This is a genomic window from Micromonospora sp. NBC_00860 (genome assembly GCF_045207375.1).
Lineage (GTDB): Bacteria > Actinomycetota > Actinomycetes > Mycobacteriales > Micromonosporaceae > Micromonospora > Micromonospora vinacea.
Window position 1 is genome coordinate 2039516 of record NZ_CP108825.1, and the last position, 17880, is coordinate 2057395.

Consider the following 17880-nt stretch of genomic DNA (forward strand, 5'->3'; position numbering starts at 1 on the left):
GCCAGGAGGCGGGCTCCTGCGGGTCGCCTTCAATGGTGAGGGCTGAGGAAGTCGGTGATGAGAGTGGCGAGCTCCTGTGGGCGTTCGGCGACCATCGCGTGGCTGGCGTCGGCGAGGTGCCACACCCGCAGAGACGGGTTGTCCACAGCGGCAAGCCGCTCGGCGGTGACCCTGCGATACGACTCGTACAGGCTGTGGAACGGCTGTTGTTCGGGCAGGTCCTCGGTGGCGAGGACGAGCAGCAGCGGGCAGCGGACGTCGCGGTAGGCGGGCATCAGGTCGAGGGAGTTCATGGCGTCCCGGAGCTGCCGGGTGAGGTCCGGGTCGGGCCGCAGCCGGCTGCGGCCGTCGTCGCCGGGCATGAGGTTGCGTTCGAAGGCCGCCACCCAGTCTTCGGGTGCGGCGCCGTAGCGCTGGGCCATGGCCCGCTGCCCCGCCAGCATGGCGGCCACCTGTTCGGCGGTGAGCGGCTCGGCCAGCATCGCGGCCATCCCGTCGAATACGGCCCGCAGCTTGGCTAGCTCGGTCTCGGCCTGCTCCAGATCCAGCCCGGCGAGCTGGTCCGGACGGTTCAACGGCGGATTGCCGTCGAAGCTGACGGCACCGGGGCACTCCGGGTGACGTTGCGCCCAGAGGGTGGCGAGCATGCCGCCGAGGGAGACGCCGACCACCACTGGGGAGGTGAGGCCGAGGTGGTCGGTGACGGCGGCCAGGTCGGCCAGTACGTCGTCCCAGCGCCACGGGCCGTCTCCGGACCGGCCGTGACCGCGCAGGTCGACGGTGACCACCCGGTGGGTCGGGCGCAGGTGCTCGGCGAGGGTGGTCATCTGGGCGAGGTTGCCGCCAGCGCCGTGAAGGAGCAGCAGCGGTTGTCCGGGTCCGCCGAAGTCGCGGATCGCGATGGGCACGGTCCCGGAGTCGATAATGGTCTCAGACACGTCGGTTTCCTTCCTTGAGCAGTCGGTCCCGAACGGATGCGGAGCGCACGCCGCCTTCGGGGTGGCGGGCGAGCTTGTCGCGGGAGACCAGGTCGTGGACGCCCTGGCGGGTGATGCCGAGCATGGCGCCGGCAACCGCGTACGACACGGATTCGGCGGTCGGGTGGCCGACCCGTCGCGCGACGGCCTGGCCGAAAGGGCTGCGCCACCAGTCGTTGGGTGGGTCGAACGGTCCGTCCCCCGGGTAGAGGGTGGAGATCGCCCGCATGATCACGCTGACGGCGGCCCGGTCGTCGCCGCTGACGATTGTGGTGGCCCAGGATCGGGTCCGCTCCCGGATGACGGCGCGCAGCGGGTCGATGGCGTGGTGGCCGTCGACCAGGATTTCGAGAGGGTCGAGCAGGCGGATGTCGATCAACCGGATGAGGTGCTCGGTCAGTTCCTCGTGGGTTGGCGACATGCTGCCTCCTTCGCTGCTTGACACCCATCGTCAAGCGCTTGACGTCGAGTGTCAAGCACGATGGCGCGAGCACGGTTGGCGGTACGGTCGACCGGTACCAGGGCAACGACGGCGTTACCGCTACGTGGACCGCCGTGAACAAATAGCCAATTCCTGGTGGCTCAAGGGTGCGCCCACACCGTTTTCAGATCCACAAAGGACGTTCCCGACGGGGATGAGCCGGATCACATACGGTGCTTCGCTTCGACTGCCGGAAATTGTTCGACGGCGTGCCAGGTAGCCTCTCCGGGTGTCGCAGATGTTACCGCTTCTTGTTACCGATCGGTATGACGTCGTCGAGCTCATCGGCCAGGGCGGAATGGGTCGGGTGTGGAAAGCCCGCGACCGAATGCTGCAACGGGACGTCGCCATCAAGGAAATCGTTCCACCGCCCGGCCTGACCAATGAGGCGCGACAGGAATTGCGCATCCGGTCACTTCGAGAGGCCCGGGCAATCGCGCAACTCGACCACGTCAACGTCGTCCGGGTCTTCGACGTGCTGTTGAGCGCCGACGGCGACCCGCAGATCGTGATGGAGTACGTGCCGTCCCGTTCGCTGCACGACACCATCACCACCGACGGTCCGATTCCGCCGGTGCGGGCGGCCGAGATCGGCCTGGCCGTGCTCGGCGCGCTGCGCGCCGCCCACCGCGCCGGGATCATGCACCGTGACGTCAAACCGGCAAACATCCTCGTCGGCGCGGACGACCGGATCGTGCTCACCGACTTCGGCCTGGCCACCGCCGTCGAGGACGTGAACCTCACCCTCAGCGGTGTGGTGCTCGGCTCACCCGCGTACGTCTCTCCCGAGCGGGCCATGCGGGGCACAGTGGGCCCGGAGGGGGATTTCTGGTCGCTCGGCGCGACCCTGTACGCCGCCGTCGAGGGCCAGTCGCCGTACGCCCGACCGTCGAGTCTGATGAGCCTCACCGCGCTGGTCACCGAGCCGCCGCCCGCAGCGCGACGCGCGGGACCGCTCGCACCGGTGCTGGCCGGTCTGCTGCGCAAGGACCCGGCCGAGCGGATGGACGCCGACGCGGCCGAGCAGTTGCTCCGGGCGGCGCTGGACGGCACACCGCGACCGCCTATCGCGGTGACGTGGCGTCCGGCGCAAGCCGCGCCCGCACCAACCGCGCTCACGTCCCCTGCGATCGACGCGCCCGGCGTACCCCGGTCGCCGGTCGTGGCGGCGGTCGGTGCCGTTGCGGGACCGGCCCGCCGACGGCGGGCCTGGCTTCTCGGTGGCCTCGCGGCAGTGGTCGTGGCCGGCCTGGCGGTCGGGGTTCCGCTGGCCACCCGCCGTGCGTCGGGACCGACCGACGGTGGGGCCGAGCTGGTGGACGCCGCCCTGCCGGGCGTGCCGTCGACGGCCGGTGTCGCACCGACGACCACCGGGCTCCGGCCGATCTCGTGGTCGGTCTACCGGGACAGCAGCGGCTTCTCGGTGCCGGCGCCACGCGACTGGCAGATCGTCCGACGTGGTCAGCAGGTCGAATTCCACGAGCCGGACGGCGAACGGATGCTCGTCGTCAGTCAGACCGACGCGCCGCGCGGCGACCCGCTGACCGAACTGGGCGGCCGGGAGGTGGGCGAGCGGTACCGCGACTACCACCGCGTCGAGCTGCTCGCTGTCAACTACCAGCTCAAGGCCGCCGACCTGGAATGGGTCTACACCAGCGAGGCGGGTACGGCGATGCACGCCCGCCAGCGCACCTTCACGACGGCGAAACGGCAGGGTTACAGCATCGCCTGGCTGACACCCGAGTCCGCCTGGGCGGCGGCGGGGGCGGACGCGTTCCGGGAGATCACCGCGGGCTTCCGGCCGGCGTTGACGGCGGGCGGGGCCACCCCGTCCGCCACGCCGGACCGTCGCGTGTCACCAACACCGAGCGTGCCCCCGGCGCGGTCGGGCAACAGGCTCGTCGGGGTGGCGAGCAACCGGTGCCTGGACGTCGGCGCTCCGGACTCACCCGACCCGGTCCGACTTCGGATCTGGGACTGCCGGGACGACCGCGCCTCCCACCAACTCTGGGCCATCCGGTCGGACGGGAGCGTGCAGTTGGGTGGGCGCTGCCTGGACGTGCTCGGCGCGTCCAGCGACGCCGGGGCGGCGATCCAGCTCACCACCTGCAACACGACCCCGGCGCAGCAGTTCACCCTGAACGAGGCCCGACAACTCGTCAACGCGCACAGCGGACTGTGTCTGGGCACGGTCGGCCAGAGCACCGCGAACGGCGCGATGATCGAGCAGCGTGGCTGTGGCGCCGGCACGAGTCATCTGCAGTGGACCAGGCGGTAGCGCCAGGACACCGACGAGGGCCGTCCTCCCGGTGGTGCGGAGGACGGCCCTCGTCGGTGGTCGGGTCAGGCGACAGTTGCGGGGAACCGTTCCCAGACCCGGTGGGCGGCCATCAACTGCTGCACCGCGGTCAGCGCCTCGGTGCCCGAGCCGGCCGCCACGACGCCCGGGGTCCCGGCGACGCCGGCCTGCTCCAGCACTGTGACGCCGGCGCCCCAGGCGCCGATCGCCTTGGCGTGCCGCCAGCACTCCTCGACGAGCAGCAGTACGCGAGGGTCCACGGTGGCCGGCGCCGGCGTGCCGGCCTTGGCGTCGCGGGCGGGCAGGGCGTCCGGTGCGGGTGCCGGCGCTCCGGCCAGCAGGACCGCGTCGAACTCGACCGACCGGCCGGTGGCGAAGGTGCGCTGCACGGGCAGGTCGCCCACCATGCCGCCGTGCGGGGCGATCAGCAGCGGCACCATGCCGGCGTCGAAGACGGCCCGGCGGACCTCGTCGACGCCGTCCAGGTCGCCGGCGGGGTCGACGACGATCCCGACCGTGCGGCCGTCACTCGGCCATTCCCGACCGACCTGCGACAGCGCGGGGCTGGGCGTGACGTCGGGGAGCGGCACAGTCGGCTGCGGTGCGGGCAGGCCCAGGCCGGTGGCGACCTGCTCGCACAGCACCGGGTCGATGTTGGCGAGGCTCCGCAGCTGACGCTCCTTGATCGCCTGGTGGTAGCACTTGCCCAGCTCGAAGGTGTACGCCCGGATGATGTGCTCCTTCTCCACCGGCGACATGCTCAGCCAGAACAGGCGGACCTGGCTGTAGTGGTCGTCGAACGAGGCGGGGTTGGCGCGCACCTTCGGTGCCTGCGCGACAGTGACCGGCACGTCGACGAAGGCGTGCTCGGCGTCCCCGGCGGGGAACGGGTTACCGCCGTCGAGCGAGTTCGGTCGGTACGGCGCGACGCCCGCGTGCACGGCGTGCTGGTGGAAGCCGTCGCGCAGCATGTCGTTCACGGCGGTGTGCGGGCGGTTGATCGGGATCTGCGTGAAGTTGGGCCCGCCCAGCCGGGTGAGCTGCGTGTCGAGGTACGAGAAGAGCCGGCCCTGCAGCAGCGGGTCGTTGGTGACGTCGATGCCCGGGGGCAGGTGACCGAGGTGGAAGGCGACCTGCTCGGTCTCGGCGAAGAAGTTCGTCGGCGTCCGGTTGAGCACCAGCCGCCCGATGGGCTGCACCTCGGCCAGTTCCTCCGGCACGATCTTCGTCGGGTCCAGCAGGTCGATGCCGGCGAAGGTCTCCTCGGGAGTGTCCGGGAAGACCTGGATGCCCAGCTCCCACTCGGGGTACGCGCCGGCCTCGATGGCGTCGTAGAGGTCGCGGCGGTGGAAGTCCGGGTCCATGCCGCCGAGCAGCTGGGCCTCCTCCCAGGTCAGGGAGTGCACGCCCAGCTTCGGCTTCCAGTGGAACTTGGCCAGCACCGTCTCCCCGGCCTCGTTGACGAGACGGAAGGTGTGCACGCCGAAGCCCTCCATCGTCCGGTACGAACGCGGGATACCTCGGTCGGACATGTTCCAGATGGTGTGGTGCTGCGCCTCGGTGTGCAGCGACACGAAGTCCCAGAAGGTGTCGTGGGCGCTCTGCGCCTGCGGGATCTCCCGGTCGGGGTGCGGTTTGCCGGCGTGGATGATGTCCGGGAACTTGATCGCGTCCTGGATGAAGAAGACCGGCATGTTGTTGCCGACGAGGTCGAAGGTGCCCTCGTCGGTGTAGAACTTCGTGGCGAAGCCGCGGGTGTCGCGAACCGTGTCGGCCGAACCCCGCGAACCGAGCACCGTGGAGAACCGCACGAAGACCTCGGTCTCACGCCCCTTCTTGAGGAAGCCGGCCCGGGTGACCGCCTCGGCGGTGCCGTACGCGGTGAACACACCGTGCGCGCCGGCGCCCCGGGCGTGCACCACGCGCTCCGGAATGCGCTCGTGGTCGAAGTGCGTGATCTTCTCGCGTAGGTGGTGGTCCTGCAGGAGCACCGGGCCGCGCGGGCCGGCCTTGAGCGAGTGGTCGGTGTCGCGCAGCCGTGCCCCGTTCGCGGTCGTGAGGTAGGCCCCCTGCTGACCGTTCGCGATCGTCGGCGCGCCGGTCTCCGCGCCGGTCGGCGTGCGCGTCTGCGGTGCACCCTGTTCCGGCTTCGGCGGCAGCGGGTCGTGCGGCGTCGTCGGCTCCTCGAGCGGCGGTGGCGCGCTCCCCGGCGCACCGGGGACCTCCGGGGTGAGGGCGTCGGCGATCTTTCCTGAGGCGGTCTTCACGACGTTCTTGACCGCCTCGGCGGGCTTGCTGGAATCCACTGATGAACCTCTCCATGGTGCGTGGGCGGGCCGGCGCCTGCCCTGCTACCCCAGGTCAGAGGGTCGAAACACAACTCAGCGCGGCATCCTGCGCCGGGACTGGTGATTTCGCCGATGCCAGGATCGAAGGAGCGGCCAAAACTGACACACGTCGATATCCCTCGACTTTAGGGAGTGCCCGACGTGTCCTCACCAACCACCACCCGTCCCCGTTCCGTCGCAGCCAGTGCCACCCGGTTCGCGCTGGCCGCCGTCCTGGCCGCCGGCGGCGTCCTGGCCGGATCGTCCGGCGTCGCCCAGGCCGCCGGCCCGTACGAGCGGGGCCCTGCCCCGACCACCGCGATCCTGGAGGCCAGCCGCGGCCCGTTCGCGACGGCCTCGCAGAGCGTGTCCTCGCTGAGCGTCACCGGCTTCGGCGGCGGCGTCATCTACTACCCGACCAGCACCAGCGAGGGCACCTTCGGCGCCATCGCCATCTCGCCCGGTTACACCGCCGCCTGGTCGAGCATCAGCTGGCTCGGACCGCGCATCGCCTCGCACGGCTTCGTGGTGATCGGTATCGAGACCAACAGCCGGCTGGACCAGCCGGACAGCCGGGGCCGGCAGTTGCTCGCCGCGCTGGACTACCTCACCCAGCGCAGCTCGGTGCGCACCCGGATCGACAGCAGTCGACTCGCGGTGGCCGGTCACTCCATGGGTGGTGGGGGCAGCCTGGAGGCGGCCTCGTCGCGGCCCTCGTTGCAGGCCGCGGTGCCGCTGGCGCCGTGGAACCTGGACAAGAGCTGGTCCGAACTGCGGGTGCCCACGCTGATCGTCGGTGGCGAGAGCGACAGCGTCGCGCCGGTCGCGTCGCACTCGGTGCCCTTCTACAACAGCATCCCGGCGTCCGCTGAGAAGGCGTACCTGGAGCTGAACGGGGCGAGCCACTTCTTCCCGCAGACCACGAACACGCCGACCGCGCGGCAGATGGTGGCCTGGTTGAAGCGGTTCGTCGACGACGACACCCGCTACGAGCAGTTCCTCTGCCCCGGCCCGAGCGGCTCGCAGATCGAGGAGTACCGCAACACCTGCCCGAGCGCCTGACGGCGGTCGACGGGGCGGTCGCCGCTGGCGGCCGCCCCGTCCACGTGCGTACAGGGGCATTGAAGGTCTTGACGCCAAACCCGAGAAACGTACACTGCGAGTGTAAATAAACACCCGCCACGACAGAGGGATGGGTGATGGAGCGCGGCCTCGAACTGCACCACATCGGCGTCCGTTTCGGCGGCCTCACCGCCCTCGACGACGTGTCCCTGCGGGTGCCACCCAACCGGGTGGTGGGCGTCATCGGGCCCAACGGCGCCGGCAAGACCACGCTGTTCAACGTGATCTGCGGCTTCGTCGCACCGGAGACTGGTTCACTCACCCTCGACGGCCGGCCGCTGCGACCACGGCCGCACCGGCTGACCCGGCTCGGCATCGCCCGGACCCTCCAGGGCACCGGGCTCTTCGCCGGGCTCAGCGTGCTGGAGAACGTGATGACCGGCGCCTCGCACACCGCCCGCGCCGGCTTCGTCCCGGCGCTGCTCGGGCTGCCGTCCAGCGACCGCGACGAGCGCCGGCTCCGCGGGGACGCCCTGGCCATCCTCGACGAGCTGGGCATCGCCGAGCACGCCCAGGCCGCGCCGCCCACCCTGCCCTTCGCCGTACGCCAACGGGTCGCCCTGGCCCGCGCGCTCGCCGCCCGGCCCCGGCTGCTCCTGCTCGACGAGCCGGCCGGTGGCCTCGGCGCGGACGACATCGCCGAGCTGGCGGAGCTGGTCCGGCAACTGCCCCGGCGGGACACCGACCCCTGTGCCGTGCTCCTGGTCGAGCACCACATGGACCTGGTGATGGCGGTCTGCGAAGAGCTCGTGGTGCTCGACTTCGGCCGGGTCATCGCCGCCGGCACCCCGGACGAGATCCGCGACGACCCGGCGGTCACCGACGCGTACCTCGGTGCCACCGTCGAGGAAGAGGTCTCACCGTGAGCGCGAGGAGTGAGCCGGGTTTGCGAGCCCCGCAGTCGCGAACGAAAGGTGGTACGCCATGACCGCGACCGACCTGCTCGTCGTACGGGGGTTGGTCGCCGGTTACGGTGCCGCGCCCGTGCTGCGGGCCATCGACCTCACCGTCCCGGCCGGCACCATCGCCGCTGTCGTCGGTGCCAACGGCGCCGGCAAGACCACCCTCCTACGCGCGCTCTCCGGCATGATCCGCCCGGCCGCCGGCCAGGTCCTCCTGGCTGGGGAGGACCTCCGCGGTACGCCGGTGGAGCAGCTCGTCCGACGCGGCATGGCGCACGTCCCGGAGGGCCGGGGCGTGATCAGCGAGCTGACCGTCGACGAGAACCTACGGCTGGGTGGCCTGTGGCGACGCGACCGGGCCGACGCGGGCCGTGCCCTCGACGAGGTCTACCAGCTCTTCGAGCCCCTGGCCCGACGCCGCCGGCACCTCGGTCACCAGCTCTCCGGCGGTGAGCGGCAGATGCTCGCGCTCGGTCGGGCCCTGGTCGGCCGACCCCGTCTGCTGCTGCTGGACGAGCCGTCGCTCGGCCTGGCGCCACGGGTGGTCGCCCGGACGATGGCGCTGCTCCGCCAACTGCGCGACCGCACCGGCCTGACCGTCCTGCTGGTCGAGCAGAACGTGCGCAGCGCGCTCGCCGTCGCCGACCAGGGCGTCGTGATGTCCCTCGGTCGGGTGGTGATCGCCGCCCCGGCGGCGCAACTGCGCGACGACGTCGACCTGCGCCACGCGTACCTCGGTTTCTGACCACCACCTCGTCCCCCGGAGGGAGGACTGTTGGACCGCTTCGTCTTCCTCACCGTCGACGGCCTGTCCCGGGGCGCGGTGTACGCCGCGTTCGCACTGGCCCTGGTGCTTATCTGGCGGGCGGCGCGGGTCGTCAACTTCGCCCAGGGGGCGATGGCCGTCGCCGCCGCGTACGTCGCCTACACCGTCAGCACCGCGACCGGTTCCTACTGGCTGGGCTTCGTGGTCGCGATCGTCGCCGGCCTGGCGCTCGGTGCGCTGGTGGACCGGGTGGTGATGCGGCACGTCGATCACGCCTCACCGCTCAACCCGGTGATCGTCGCGCTCGGGCTGGTGCTGCTGATCCAGGCCGTGCTGGGCATGGTGTACGGCAGCGAGTTCCGCCCCGCCGAGGCCCCGTTCAGCCGGTCCGCCCTCACCGTGGGCGGGGTCGCCGTGCTGTCCCCGTACGACCTGTTCGTCTTCGCCACGATCGGCGTGGTGGTCAGTGGCCTGGCCTGGATGTTCGCGCGTACCCCGGTGGGTCTGCGGATGCGCGCGGCGGCCTTCGCTCCGGAGGTCTCCCGGCTGCTCGGGGTCAACGTCGGTGGGATGCTGACCCTCGGCTGGGCGCTCGCCTCCGGGGTGGGCGCGCTGGCCGCCATGCTGGTCCTGCCGACCGAGCTGGGCCTGCACCCGCACGCGATGGACCTGGTGTTCGTCTCGGCGTTCACCGCGGCGGTGGTCGGCGGGCTGGACAGTCCACCGGGGGCGGTGGTCGGCGGTCTGGTGGTGGGGCTGCTGCTCTCCTACGTGAGCGGCTACGCCGGCAGTGACCTCACCCCGCTCGCGGTGCTGGTCCTGCTGCTGGCGGTGCTGCTGGTCCGGCCCGGTGGGCTGTTCGCCCCGGTCGCGGCGAGGCGGGTGTGAGCGCCACGAGGGCGGCAGTGCCGCCGCGACACAAGCGCGACGACCCGGCCGGCCGACCGGTCGACCCGCGACGCGGCTCCACACTGCTGCGCCACCTCGCGGTGGTGCTGGCCGTGGGGTTGCTGCTGGTGGCGGTCAGCTACTCCGTCGAGCCGTTCCGCAACTTCCAGCTCGCCACAGTGGCCGCCTACCTCTGCGCGACCGCTGGGCTGACCGTCCTCACCGGGCTCAACGGTCAACTGTCGCTGGGGCACGGCGCGTTGATGGCCACCGGGGCGTACACAGTGGCGCTGTGCCAGACCGCGTTCGCCGACCGGGGGATGACCGGCGGCTGGCTGTTGCCGCTCTCGCTGGGTGCGGCGATCGTCAGCACTGTCGCGGTCGGCGCGGTGGTCGGGGTGGCCGCGGCCCGGCTGCGCGGCCCCTACCTGGCCGGGGTCACCCTCGCGGTGGCAGTGGTGGTGCCGGCGCTGGCCGTCACCTTCGACGGCGTGTTCAACGGCGAGCAGGGGCTGTCGGTGCCGGTGGAGCCGCCCCCGTTGTCGCTCGGCCCGTACTTCCCGTACGAGCGGTGGCAGCTCTGGGTCACCGGCGCGGCGACCCTGCTCGCGTTGCTGCTGTTGGCGAACCTGATCCGCAGCCGGTACGGGCGTACCTTCCGGGCGGTCCGCGACGACGAGGTGGCGGCCCGCCTCGCCGGCATCCACGTGGCCCGCACCCAGGTCCTCGCGTTCGTGGTCAGCGCCGCCACCGCCGGGCTCGGCGGCGCGCTGCTGGCGGTCCTCGCGCAGAGCGTCTCGCCCGGGGCGTTCTCGCTGACCCTGTCGCTGTTCCTGCTGATGGCCGTGGTGATCGGTGGCCTGGGTCGACTGACCGGAGCGCTGTGGGGGGCCGTCCTGCTGGTCGCCCTGCCCGATCTGACCCACTCGGTGACCGAGATGCTCACGCTCTCGCCCGCTGTGGCGCAGCGGCTGGAGGGCAACCTCCCCCTGGCGATCTTCGGACTCACCCTGATCGTCGTCATGATCGCCGCCCCCGGCGGTGTGCAGGGTCTGCTGTCGCGTCTCGGCCGGGCGTTGCTGGCCAGGCGGTCGACCCGGCGTTCCTGAGCTGTCCTCGGTCCGGCCTCGGCCGGGCGCCCCACCACCACACCGTTCCCACAGACAACCGGACCGAGAAAGGTCGGTGTTTCCCATGCACCGTAAAGCGCGTCGCGGGCTCGCGATCGCCAGCACCCTTGCACTGCTCATCACCGCAGCCGGCTGTAGCGGCGACGACGGACCCGGCTCCGGCGGGGCGTCGGTGCCGGGTGTCACCGACACCGAGATCGTCGTCGGCACCCACATGCCACTGACCGGGCCGGCCTCGGCCGGCTACTCGAAGATCGCCCCGGCGACGAAGGCGTACTTCGACTACGTCAACGCCAACGGCGGAGTGCACGGCCGGAAGATCACCTACAAGATCATGGATGACGGATACAACCCGGCGAACACCCAGCAGGTGGTTCGGCAGCTCGTCCTCCAGGACAAGGTCTTCGCCATCCTCAACGGCCTGGGTACGCCGACGCACACCGGTGTGCTCGACTTCCTCAAGAGCAACCGGGTGCCCGACCTCTTCGTCGCCTCCGGCAGCCGCAGCTGGGACCAGCCGGACAAGTATCCGGGCACGTTCGGGTTCAACCCGGACTACACGGTCGAGGGCAAGATCCTCGCCAACTACGCGAAGGCGAACCTGGGCGGGCAGAAGGTCTGCTTCCTCGGCCAGGACGACGACTTCGGCCGGGACAGCCTGGCCGGCGTGGAGAAGGTGCTCGGCGCCACGGCCGTGGCGGTCAAGCAGACGTACGTCACCAGCAACACCAACGTGGCACCGCAGATCGGCGCGTTCAAGGCGGCCGGTTGCCAGGTCGTCGTGCTGGCCACAGTGCCCGGCTTCACCGCGCTCTCCGTCGGCACCGCGGCGCGGCTGGGCTTCAAGCCGCAGTGGCTGGTCTCCAACGTCGGCGCCGACCACCCGACCCTGGCCAAGCAGCTCGGCGCCGCCGCGCCGCTGCTGGAGGGCATGGTCGGCACCAACTACCTGCCGATGCAGAACGACACAGCGAACCCGTGGATCCAGCTCTTCACGAAGGTCAACAAGGAGCACAACGGGGACGCACCGTTCGACGGCAACACCGTCTACGGCATGTCGGTCGGCTACCTCTTCGTGCAGACGCTGCTCGCCGCCGGCAAGGACCTCACCCGGGAGAAGGTGCTGGAGGCCGTGCAGAAGGGCGGATTCCAGGGCCCCGGGCTGGTGCCGCTGCGCTTCTCCGCCACTGACCACTCCGGGTACGGCGGCCAGCGGTTGAGCCGGGTGAGCGGGGGAGTGCAGAGCTACTTCGGTCCGGCGTACGAGACGGACGAGGCGGACGGGTCGGTCAACGAGTACACCGCCACCCCGGCCGCCCCGCCGGCGAACGGGGTGCCGACCGTCTCCTGAGGCCCCGTAGTCCCACTGTCCGACCGGGTGTTGTCGCGCGTGACCACACCCGGTCGGACGGCTGCGCGCGTGCCGCTGGCGCGGCCTGCCGGCCGATCGTCCGAGGCGTTGACCGATACCGATCGACGCTCCTACTATCTGCACCGTGAATGCATATTCGGGCCGACTCGTGGACCGCGTCGCCATCGTCACCGGCGCCAGTCGCGGGATCGGTCTGGCCTCCGACGACGCCAGCTGGATCACCGGGCAGACCATCGTCTGCGACGGTGGCGTCTCGCTGACCGGTCGGGCCGGATGACGACGTCGGCCGAGCGTCCGGGATCGCTGATCAACCCCTGTCTAGACTCGGCGGTGCGTCGGGGGACGCCATGGCGGTGAGGGGGCGGGGGCGGATGGACGGGGTCGATGTGGCGGGCCGGGTCGACGGGCGCACCGCCCGCGCCGAGCGGACCCGCGCGGCCATCGTCGAGGCGCACCTCGCGCTCATCTCCGAGGGTGACCTCCGCCCCACCGGGGAACGCATCGCCGAACGGGCCGGCATCTCGCTGCGCACCCTCTGGACCAACTTCAAGGACATGGAGACCCTCTTCGAGGCGAGCGGCGCGGAGGTGCTCCGCCAGCAGGACGCCGCCTACCGGCCGATCTCGACCGGGCTGCCCTTGACGAAGCGGGTCGACGCGTACTGCCGGCAGCGGGCCCGGCTGCTCCAGCTCATCGCGCCGTCGGCCCGGGCCGCCCAGATGCGGGAGCCGGTCTCCGAGCAGCTGCACCGCAACCGACTCAAGCACATCGAACGGGTCCGCGACGAGGTCGAGGAGCTCTTCGCCGTCGAGCTGGCCGAGGCCGGGTCGGGCCGGGAGCAGTTGCTCCACGCCCTGGTGGCGGCGAGCACGTGGCAGGCCTGGTCGATGTTGCGCTACGGGCTCGGTCTGGGCGTGGACCAGGCCCGCGCGGTGATGTCCCGGACCGTGGGCGCACTGCTCGCCGAGGTCGCGCCCGACTGATTCCGGCCCGGCCCGATATCGCCCCCTCTTTCCATTCGGTTTCCGATGGGTAACACTGGCAGGCATGGTTACTGCATCAAGAGTGCAACTAACCGTGCTGCGTGGCCGGGACGACGAGTGCCGGGCTGTCCGGAGCCTGCTCGACGGCATGACCAACGCCGGCGGTGCCCTGCTGGTGCGCGGAGAGCCCGGATCGGGCCGGACCGCGCTGGTCGGCTACGCCCACCGGCACGCCGAGGGCTGCACCGTGCTCGCCGGCAGCGGGCTCGCCGAGGAGGCAGCCCTGCCGTACGCCGGCCTGCAACGTCTGGTCGACCCGGTGCTCGACCGGGCCGCCGCCCTGCCCAACGAGCAGCGCCAACTGCTGCGGCGCGCGCTGGCCGGGGAGAGCTGCCCGGCCGACCGGCAACTGACCCTGTCGATGGCGGTGCTCGGTCTGCTCGCCACCGCCGCCCGGGCCCGGCCGTTGCTCGCCACCATGGACGACATCGACCGAGGCGACCCGCAGACCGCGCAGGTGCTGGCGTTCGTGGCCCGCCGACTGCGGCACCTGCCGCTCGCCGTTCTGCTCACCGCGGACGTCACCGCCAACCTCGACGGGATACCGGCACACCGACTGCGCGCGCTGACCGAGCGCGAGAGCACGGCCGTCCTCACCGACCGGCTCGACCAGTTGATCGAGCGCGAGGATGTCGAGCGGCTCCCCGACCGACCCGCAGCGTCGGCCCTGACCGCGCTGGCCACGATCGGTGGCGGCAACCCGCAGGCCCTGGTCGACCTCGCCGAGGTGCTCACCCCGGGGCAGTGGCGGGGTGAGGAGTCGCTGCCCGCCTCGCCGCCGGCGGACGGGGCGCTGGGTCGCGCGTACCGCGCCCGGCTGGACCGGCTGCCGCCGGAGACCCGACGGGTGCTCCTGCTCGCCGCGCTCGACGAGGATGGCGAGCCGGGCACACTGATCCGGGCCGCGGCGGCCGCCGGCGCGGAGGTCGAGGCGCTCGCCCCGGCGGAGGTCGCCGGCCTGGTCCGCGTCGAGCAACACGGCGTCACCTTTCCGCAGCCGCTGGTACGCACGATGATCGCCGCCAGCGCGCCGCTCGCGGAGCGTCGCGCCGCGCACCGCCTGCTCGCCGAGGTGCTGGTCGCGGACGGGCAGCGGCTCCGTCGAGCGATGCACCTCGCCGCCGCCGCGGCGGGTGCCGATCCGGCCCTCGCCGCCGAGCTGGAACAGGCGGCGATCGGCGGATCCGACGGCTGGGCCGCCGCCTCGGTGGCGCTGCGGTGGGCCGCCGAGCTGAGCGACCATCCGAGGCTTGCCGCCGCCCGCCTGCTGACCGCCGCCCGCTACGCCTGGGCCGGGGGGCAACCCGACGCGGCCCGGTTGCTGCTCGACCGCCTCCGCGCGGTCTGCGCCGACCCGGTAGTCCGAGGCCGCGCCGACCTGCTCCGCGGTGAGCTGGAGCTGCGCTGCGGCTCCGCGTCCAGCGCGTCGGTCACGCTGCTGGCCTCCGCCGCGGCGGTCCAGGGCACCGACCGCGCCCTGGCGATGGCCGGGCTGGTGCGGGCCGGCGAGGTGGTCTGCTTCACCGGCGACCAGCACCGGTACGCCGAGGTCGGCCGACGGGCGTTGGCCTTGCGGCGACCGGACGACCCACCGGCCATCGAGGTCATGAGCTGTCTGATCGCCGGGGTGGCGGCGACCCTGCGCGGTGACCACGAACGAGCCGGACCCGCGCTGCGCCGCGCCGTGGTGCTGGGCGGCCGGCTGACCGGTTGGGCGTTGACCCCCACCGCGCTCAGCTGTGCCGCGGCCGCCGGACTGCTGGTGGCCGTGGATGGCGCGGCCCACCGGCTCGCCGAGCGCGCCGTCGAGCTGGCCCGGGAACGGGGCGAGCTGTCCATGCTGTCGCGGGCGTTGGAGCTGCGGGCGGTCGCCGAGTACTGGCTGGGTCGACACGAGGCGGCGGCGGAGACCTCCCGCGACGGGCTGCGCGTCGCCCGGGCCACCGGTCAGGTCAACTGCGCCAACGTCCATCTGGGCATGCTCGCCGTCCTCGCCGCGATCCGGGCGGACCGGGCCACCAGCCTGCGGCGGATCCGCGAGATCGGCGAGTCGCCGACGCCGGGCAGCCGCCCGCACGCGTTCGCCGCGTGGGCCCTGGCGGTGCTCGACCTGGTCGACGGCCGGCACGCCGAGGCCGCGGACCGGCTGGCGTCGCTGGCCCGGATCGGCACGGGTCGCGGTCAGGTCCTCGTGCAGGTGATGGCCACCCCGTACCTGGTGGAGGCGGCGGCGCACCTGGCGCACCGACCGGCGGCGACGGCCGCGCTCGCCGCGTTCGACAGGTGGGCCAGCAGCACCGCGAGCCCGCTGCGCCGGGCCCTCTCCGCGCGGTGCCACGCGCTGCTCGCCCCCCGTGGCGGCGCCGAGGCGGAACGGGACTTCCAGGCGGCGCTGCGCCTGCACCCGACGGAGGCCGGCACGTTCGAGCGGGCGCGCACCGAACTGCTCTTCGGTCAGGAGTTGCGCCGCAGTCGACGTCCTCGCGACGCACGCACGCACCTGCACCAGGCCCGCGAGATGTTCAGCCTGCTCGGGGTGGAGCGATGGGCCGAGCAGGCCACCACGGAGCTGCGGGCGGCTGGGGAGTCGATCGGCCCGCCGGACCTGCCCGCGGCGCGGTTGTTGACCGGTCAGCAGCTGCGGATCGCGGAGCTGGTCGCCGAGGGCGCCACCAACCGGGAGATCGCCGCCCGGATGTTCCTCTCCACCCGTACCGTCGACCACCACCTGCGCAACGTGTTCCACCGGCTGGGCATCCGGTCGCGGACCGAGCTGGCGCGCGCGTTCACCGCCGACCGGCACGCCGGTCTGGGTTCCGACCGGTGATCGTCCGGTCTGGACGCGTTTAACTATCACCGCTAGTTTGAGCGTCATGGACCTCACCCTCTCCGCCGAGCAGGCGGCGGTCCGCCAGGTGGCCGCCGAGTTCGCCGACCGCGAGCTGCTGCCGCACGCGGCCGCCTGGGATCGCCGCGAATCGGTCGACCCCGCCATCGTCGGCATGCTTGGTGACCTGGGCTTCCTGGGGCTGACCATCGCTGAGGCCGACGGCGGTTCCGGCGGCGACCACCTCGCGTACTGCCTGGTCCTGGAAGAGCTGGGCCGGGGCGACTCCGCGGTGCGGGGCATCGTCTCGGTCTCCCTCGGCCTGGTCGCCAAGTCGATCGCCGCGCACGGAAGTGCGGAACAGCGGGCCGAGTGGCTGCCGAAGCTCTGCGCCGGCACCGCACTCGGCTGCTTCGCGCTGACCGAGCCGGACAGCGGCTCGGACGCGGCAGCACTGCGGACCCGTGCGGTCCGCGACGGCACCGACTGGCTGCTCACCGGCACGAAGATGTTCATCACCAACGGCACCACCGCCGACGTCGCGCTGGTCTTCGCCCGCACCGGCGGCCCCGGGCACCGGGGAATCACCGCGTTCCTGGTGCCCACCGACAGCCCGGGGCTGACCCGACGGGAGATCCACGGCAAGCTCGGCCTACGCGGTCAGGCCACCGGCGAGCTGGGCTTCGACGAGGTACGCGTGCCCGACACGGCCCGCCTCGGTGCCGAGGGCGCCGGGTTCCGACTGGCCCTGGCCACCCTCGCCAAGGGGCGGATGTCGGTGGCCGCCGGCTGTGTCGGCATCGCCCAGGGCTGCCTCGACGCGGCGGTCGGTTACGCCGGACAGCGCACCCAGTTCGGAAAGCCGATCGCCGGGCACCAACTCGTCCAGCAACTGCTCGCCGCCATCGCTGTGGACACCGCCGCCGCCCGGCTGCTGGTGTGGCAGGTGGCCGACCTGATCGACCGCGACCAGCCGTTCGCCACCGAGGCGTCGATGGCCAAGCTCTTCGCCAGCGAGGCCGCCGTCCGCGCGGCCAACAACGCGGTCCAGGTGTTCGGTGGGTACGGCTACATCGACGAGTATCCGGTCGGTAAGTATCTTCGCGACGCGCGGGTGGCCACGCTCTACGAGGGCACCAGTCAGATTCAGCAACTCCTCATCGGACGTGCGCTCACCGGCGTCAACGCCTTCTAGAAGCTGTAGGGAGACCTGGCATGAGAGTGTTCACCTCGTTCGAGGAGTTGGCCGCCGCCACCGGTGAGAGCCTCGGGCCCGGTCCGTGGCAGCGCATCGAGCAGAGCCGCGTCGACCTCTTCGCCGACGCCACCGACGACCACCAGTGGATCCACCTCGACCCGGTCCGAGCCGCGGCGGGGCCGTTCGGCGGGACGATCGCGCACGGGTACCTCACCCTGTCGCTGTTGCCGGCGTTGGCGGGCGGGCTCTACCGGGTCGAGGGGGTGGCGATGGGGGTCAACTACGGGCTGAACCGGGTGCGGTTCCCCGCGCCGCTCCGGGTCGGCGCGGCCGTCCGCGCCACCGCCACCATCGCCGACGTGTCGCCGGTGAGCGGCGGTGTGCAACTGGTCGTGACGGCCACCGTGGAAAGCGACAGCGGCGGCAAGCCGGTCTGCGTGGCCGAGACCGTGAGCCGGCTCTACCGCGCCGTGCAGCAGTGACCGCTCAGCTCGGCAAGGGCTGGCCGAGGTGCCGCCGGTGACGATGGTCAGGTCTCGTAAGCCCCC

General features: G+C 72.1%; 15 protein-coding genes and 1 pseudogene. 13 read left to right on the forward strand and 3 right to left on the reverse strand.

Going from position 1 to position 17880, the window contains the following annotated elements; genetic code table 11:
• Positions 1–29 precede the first annotated feature (29 nt).
• Both OH804_RS09215 and OH804_RS09220 read right to left on the reverse strand, forming a co-directional pair.
• Positions 30–938: an alpha/beta fold hydrolase gene (locus OH804_RS09215; protein ID WP_196923515.1), complete on the reverse strand. Its 909-nt coding sequence runs from the start codon at positions 936–938 to the stop codon at positions 30–32.
• A complete protein-coding gene (locus OH804_RS09220) occupies positions 931–1398 on the reverse strand; it encodes a hypothetical protein (protein WP_196923514.1) in 468 nt (155 codons plus the stop codon). Before OH804_RS09220 ends, OH804_RS09215 begins: the two co-directional genes overlap by 8 nt.
• 289 nt (positions 1399–1687) lie before the next feature.
• On the opposite strand from OH804_RS09220, the pseudogene OH804_RS09225 reads away from it, so the two are divergent.
• Both OH804_RS09225 and OH804_RS09230 read left to right on the forward strand, forming a co-directional pair.
• A pseudogene (locus OH804_RS09225) lies at positions 1688–3262 on the forward strand (serine/threonine-protein kinase); the annotation flags it as partial.
• Positions 3263–3364: 102 nt separating this feature from the next.
• Entirely contained in the window at positions 3365–3736 is a 372-nt protein-coding gene (locus OH804_RS09230; protein ID WP_406066484.1) for an RICIN domain-containing protein, read from the forward strand.
• Positions 3737–3801: 65 nt separating this feature from the next.
• Here OH804_RS09230 and OH804_RS09235 read toward each other — a convergent pair whose 3' ends face one another.
• Positions 3802–6063: a catalase gene (locus OH804_RS09235; RefSeq protein ID WP_406064311.1), complete on the reverse strand. Its 2262-nt coding sequence runs from the start codon at positions 6061–6063 to the stop codon at positions 3802–3804.
• A 183-nt stretch (positions 6064–6246) separates the two neighbouring features.
• Here OH804_RS09235 and OH804_RS09240 point away from each other — a divergent pair, with 183 nt between their 5' ends.
• The 11 genes from OH804_RS09240 (at position 6247) to OH804_RS09290 (ending at position 17814) form a co-directional block, all read left to right on the forward strand.
• A complete protein-coding gene (locus OH804_RS09240) occupies positions 6247–7146 on the forward strand; it encodes an alpha/beta hydrolase family protein (protein WP_406064313.1) in 900 nt (299 codons plus the stop codon).
• Between the two features lie 137 nt (positions 7147–7283).
• Entirely contained in the window at positions 7284–8072 is a 789-nt protein-coding gene (locus OH804_RS09245; RefSeq protein ID WP_406064315.1) for an ABC transporter ATP-binding protein, read from the forward strand.
• A 58-nt stretch (positions 8073–8130) separates the two neighbouring features.
• A complete protein-coding gene (locus OH804_RS09250) occupies positions 8131–8853 on the forward strand; it encodes an ABC transporter ATP-binding protein (protein ID WP_406064317.1) in 723 nt (240 codons plus the stop codon).
• 30 nt (positions 8854–8883) lie between these two features.
• Entirely contained in the window at positions 8884–9762 is an 879-nt protein-coding gene (locus OH804_RS09255; protein WP_196923508.1) for a branched-chain amino acid ABC transporter permease, read from the forward strand.
• Positions 9759–10871: a branched-chain amino acid ABC transporter permease gene (locus OH804_RS09260; RefSeq protein WP_406064319.1), complete on the forward strand. Its 1113-nt coding sequence runs from the start codon at positions 9759–9761 to the stop codon at positions 10869–10871. The genes OH804_RS09255 and OH804_RS09260 overlap by 4 nt, the downstream gene beginning before the upstream one ends.
• An 85-nt stretch (positions 10872–10956) precedes the next feature.
• Positions 10957–12243, forward strand: a complete 1287-nt coding sequence (locus OH804_RS09265; protein ID WP_196923506.1) for an ABC transporter substrate-binding protein — start codon at positions 10957–10959, stop codon at positions 12241–12243.
• Positions 12244–12388: 145 nt separating this feature from the next.
• On the forward strand, positions 12389–12541 hold the full coding sequence (locus OH804_RS09270) for a hypothetical protein (protein WP_231392679.1): 153 nt from the start codon (positions 12389–12391) through the stop codon (positions 12539–12541).
• Between the two features lie 94 nt (positions 12542–12635).
• Positions 12636–13247 carry a TetR/AcrR family transcriptional regulator gene (locus tag OH804_RS09275; protein ID WP_196923505.1) on the forward strand — a complete coding sequence of 204 codons (612 nt, stop codon included), beginning with the start codon at positions 12636–12638 and terminating at the stop codon, positions 13245–13247.
• Positions 13248–13311: 64 nt separating this feature from the next.
• Positions 13312–16134: an AAA family ATPase gene (locus OH804_RS09280; protein WP_406064322.1), complete on the forward strand. Its 2823-nt coding sequence runs from the start codon at positions 13312–13314 to the stop codon at positions 16132–16134.
• Positions 16135–16180: 46 nt separating this feature from the next.
• A complete protein-coding gene (locus OH804_RS09285; RefSeq protein ID WP_406064324.1) occupies positions 16181–17329 on the forward strand; it encodes an acyl-CoA dehydrogenase family protein in 1149 nt (382 codons plus the stop codon).
• Between the two features lie 20 nt (positions 17330–17349).
• A complete protein-coding gene (locus OH804_RS09290; protein ID WP_406064326.1) occupies positions 17350–17814 on the forward strand; it encodes a MaoC family dehydratase in 465 nt (154 codons plus the stop codon).
• Positions 17815–17880: the final 66 nt, after the last annotated feature.

Coding starts and splice junctions, on each gene's coding strand:
- OH804_RS09285 (WP_406064324.1), top strand. CDS start 16,181: ATGGACCTCACCCTCTCCGCCGAGCAGGCGGCGGTCCGCCAGGTGGCC.
- OH804_RS09280 (WP_406064322.1), top strand. CDS start 13,312: ATGGTTACTGCATCAAGAGTGCAACTAACCGTGCTGCGTGGCCGGGAC.
- OH804_RS09250 (WP_406064317.1), top strand. CDS start 8,131: ATGACCGCGACCGACCTGCTCGTCGTACGGGGGTTGGTCGCCGGTTAC.
- OH804_RS09290 (WP_406064326.1), top strand. CDS start 17,350: ATGAGAGTGTTCACCTCGTTCGAGGAGTTGGCCGCCGCCACCGGTGAG.
- OH804_RS09275 (WP_196923505.1), top strand. CDS start 12,636: ATGGACGGGGTCGATGTGGCGGGCCGGGTCGACGGGCGCACCGCCCGC.
- OH804_RS09245 (WP_406064315.1), top strand. CDS start 7,284: ATGGAGCGCGGCCTCGAACTGCACCACATCGGCGTCCGTTTCGGCGGC.
- OH804_RS09220 (WP_196923514.1), bottom strand. CDS start 1,398: ATGTCGCCAACCCACGAGGAACTGACCGAGCACCTCATCCGGTTGATC.
- OH804_RS09265 (WP_196923506.1), top strand. CDS start 10,957: ATGCACCGTAAAGCGCGTCGCGGGCTCGCGATCGCCAGCACCCTTGCA.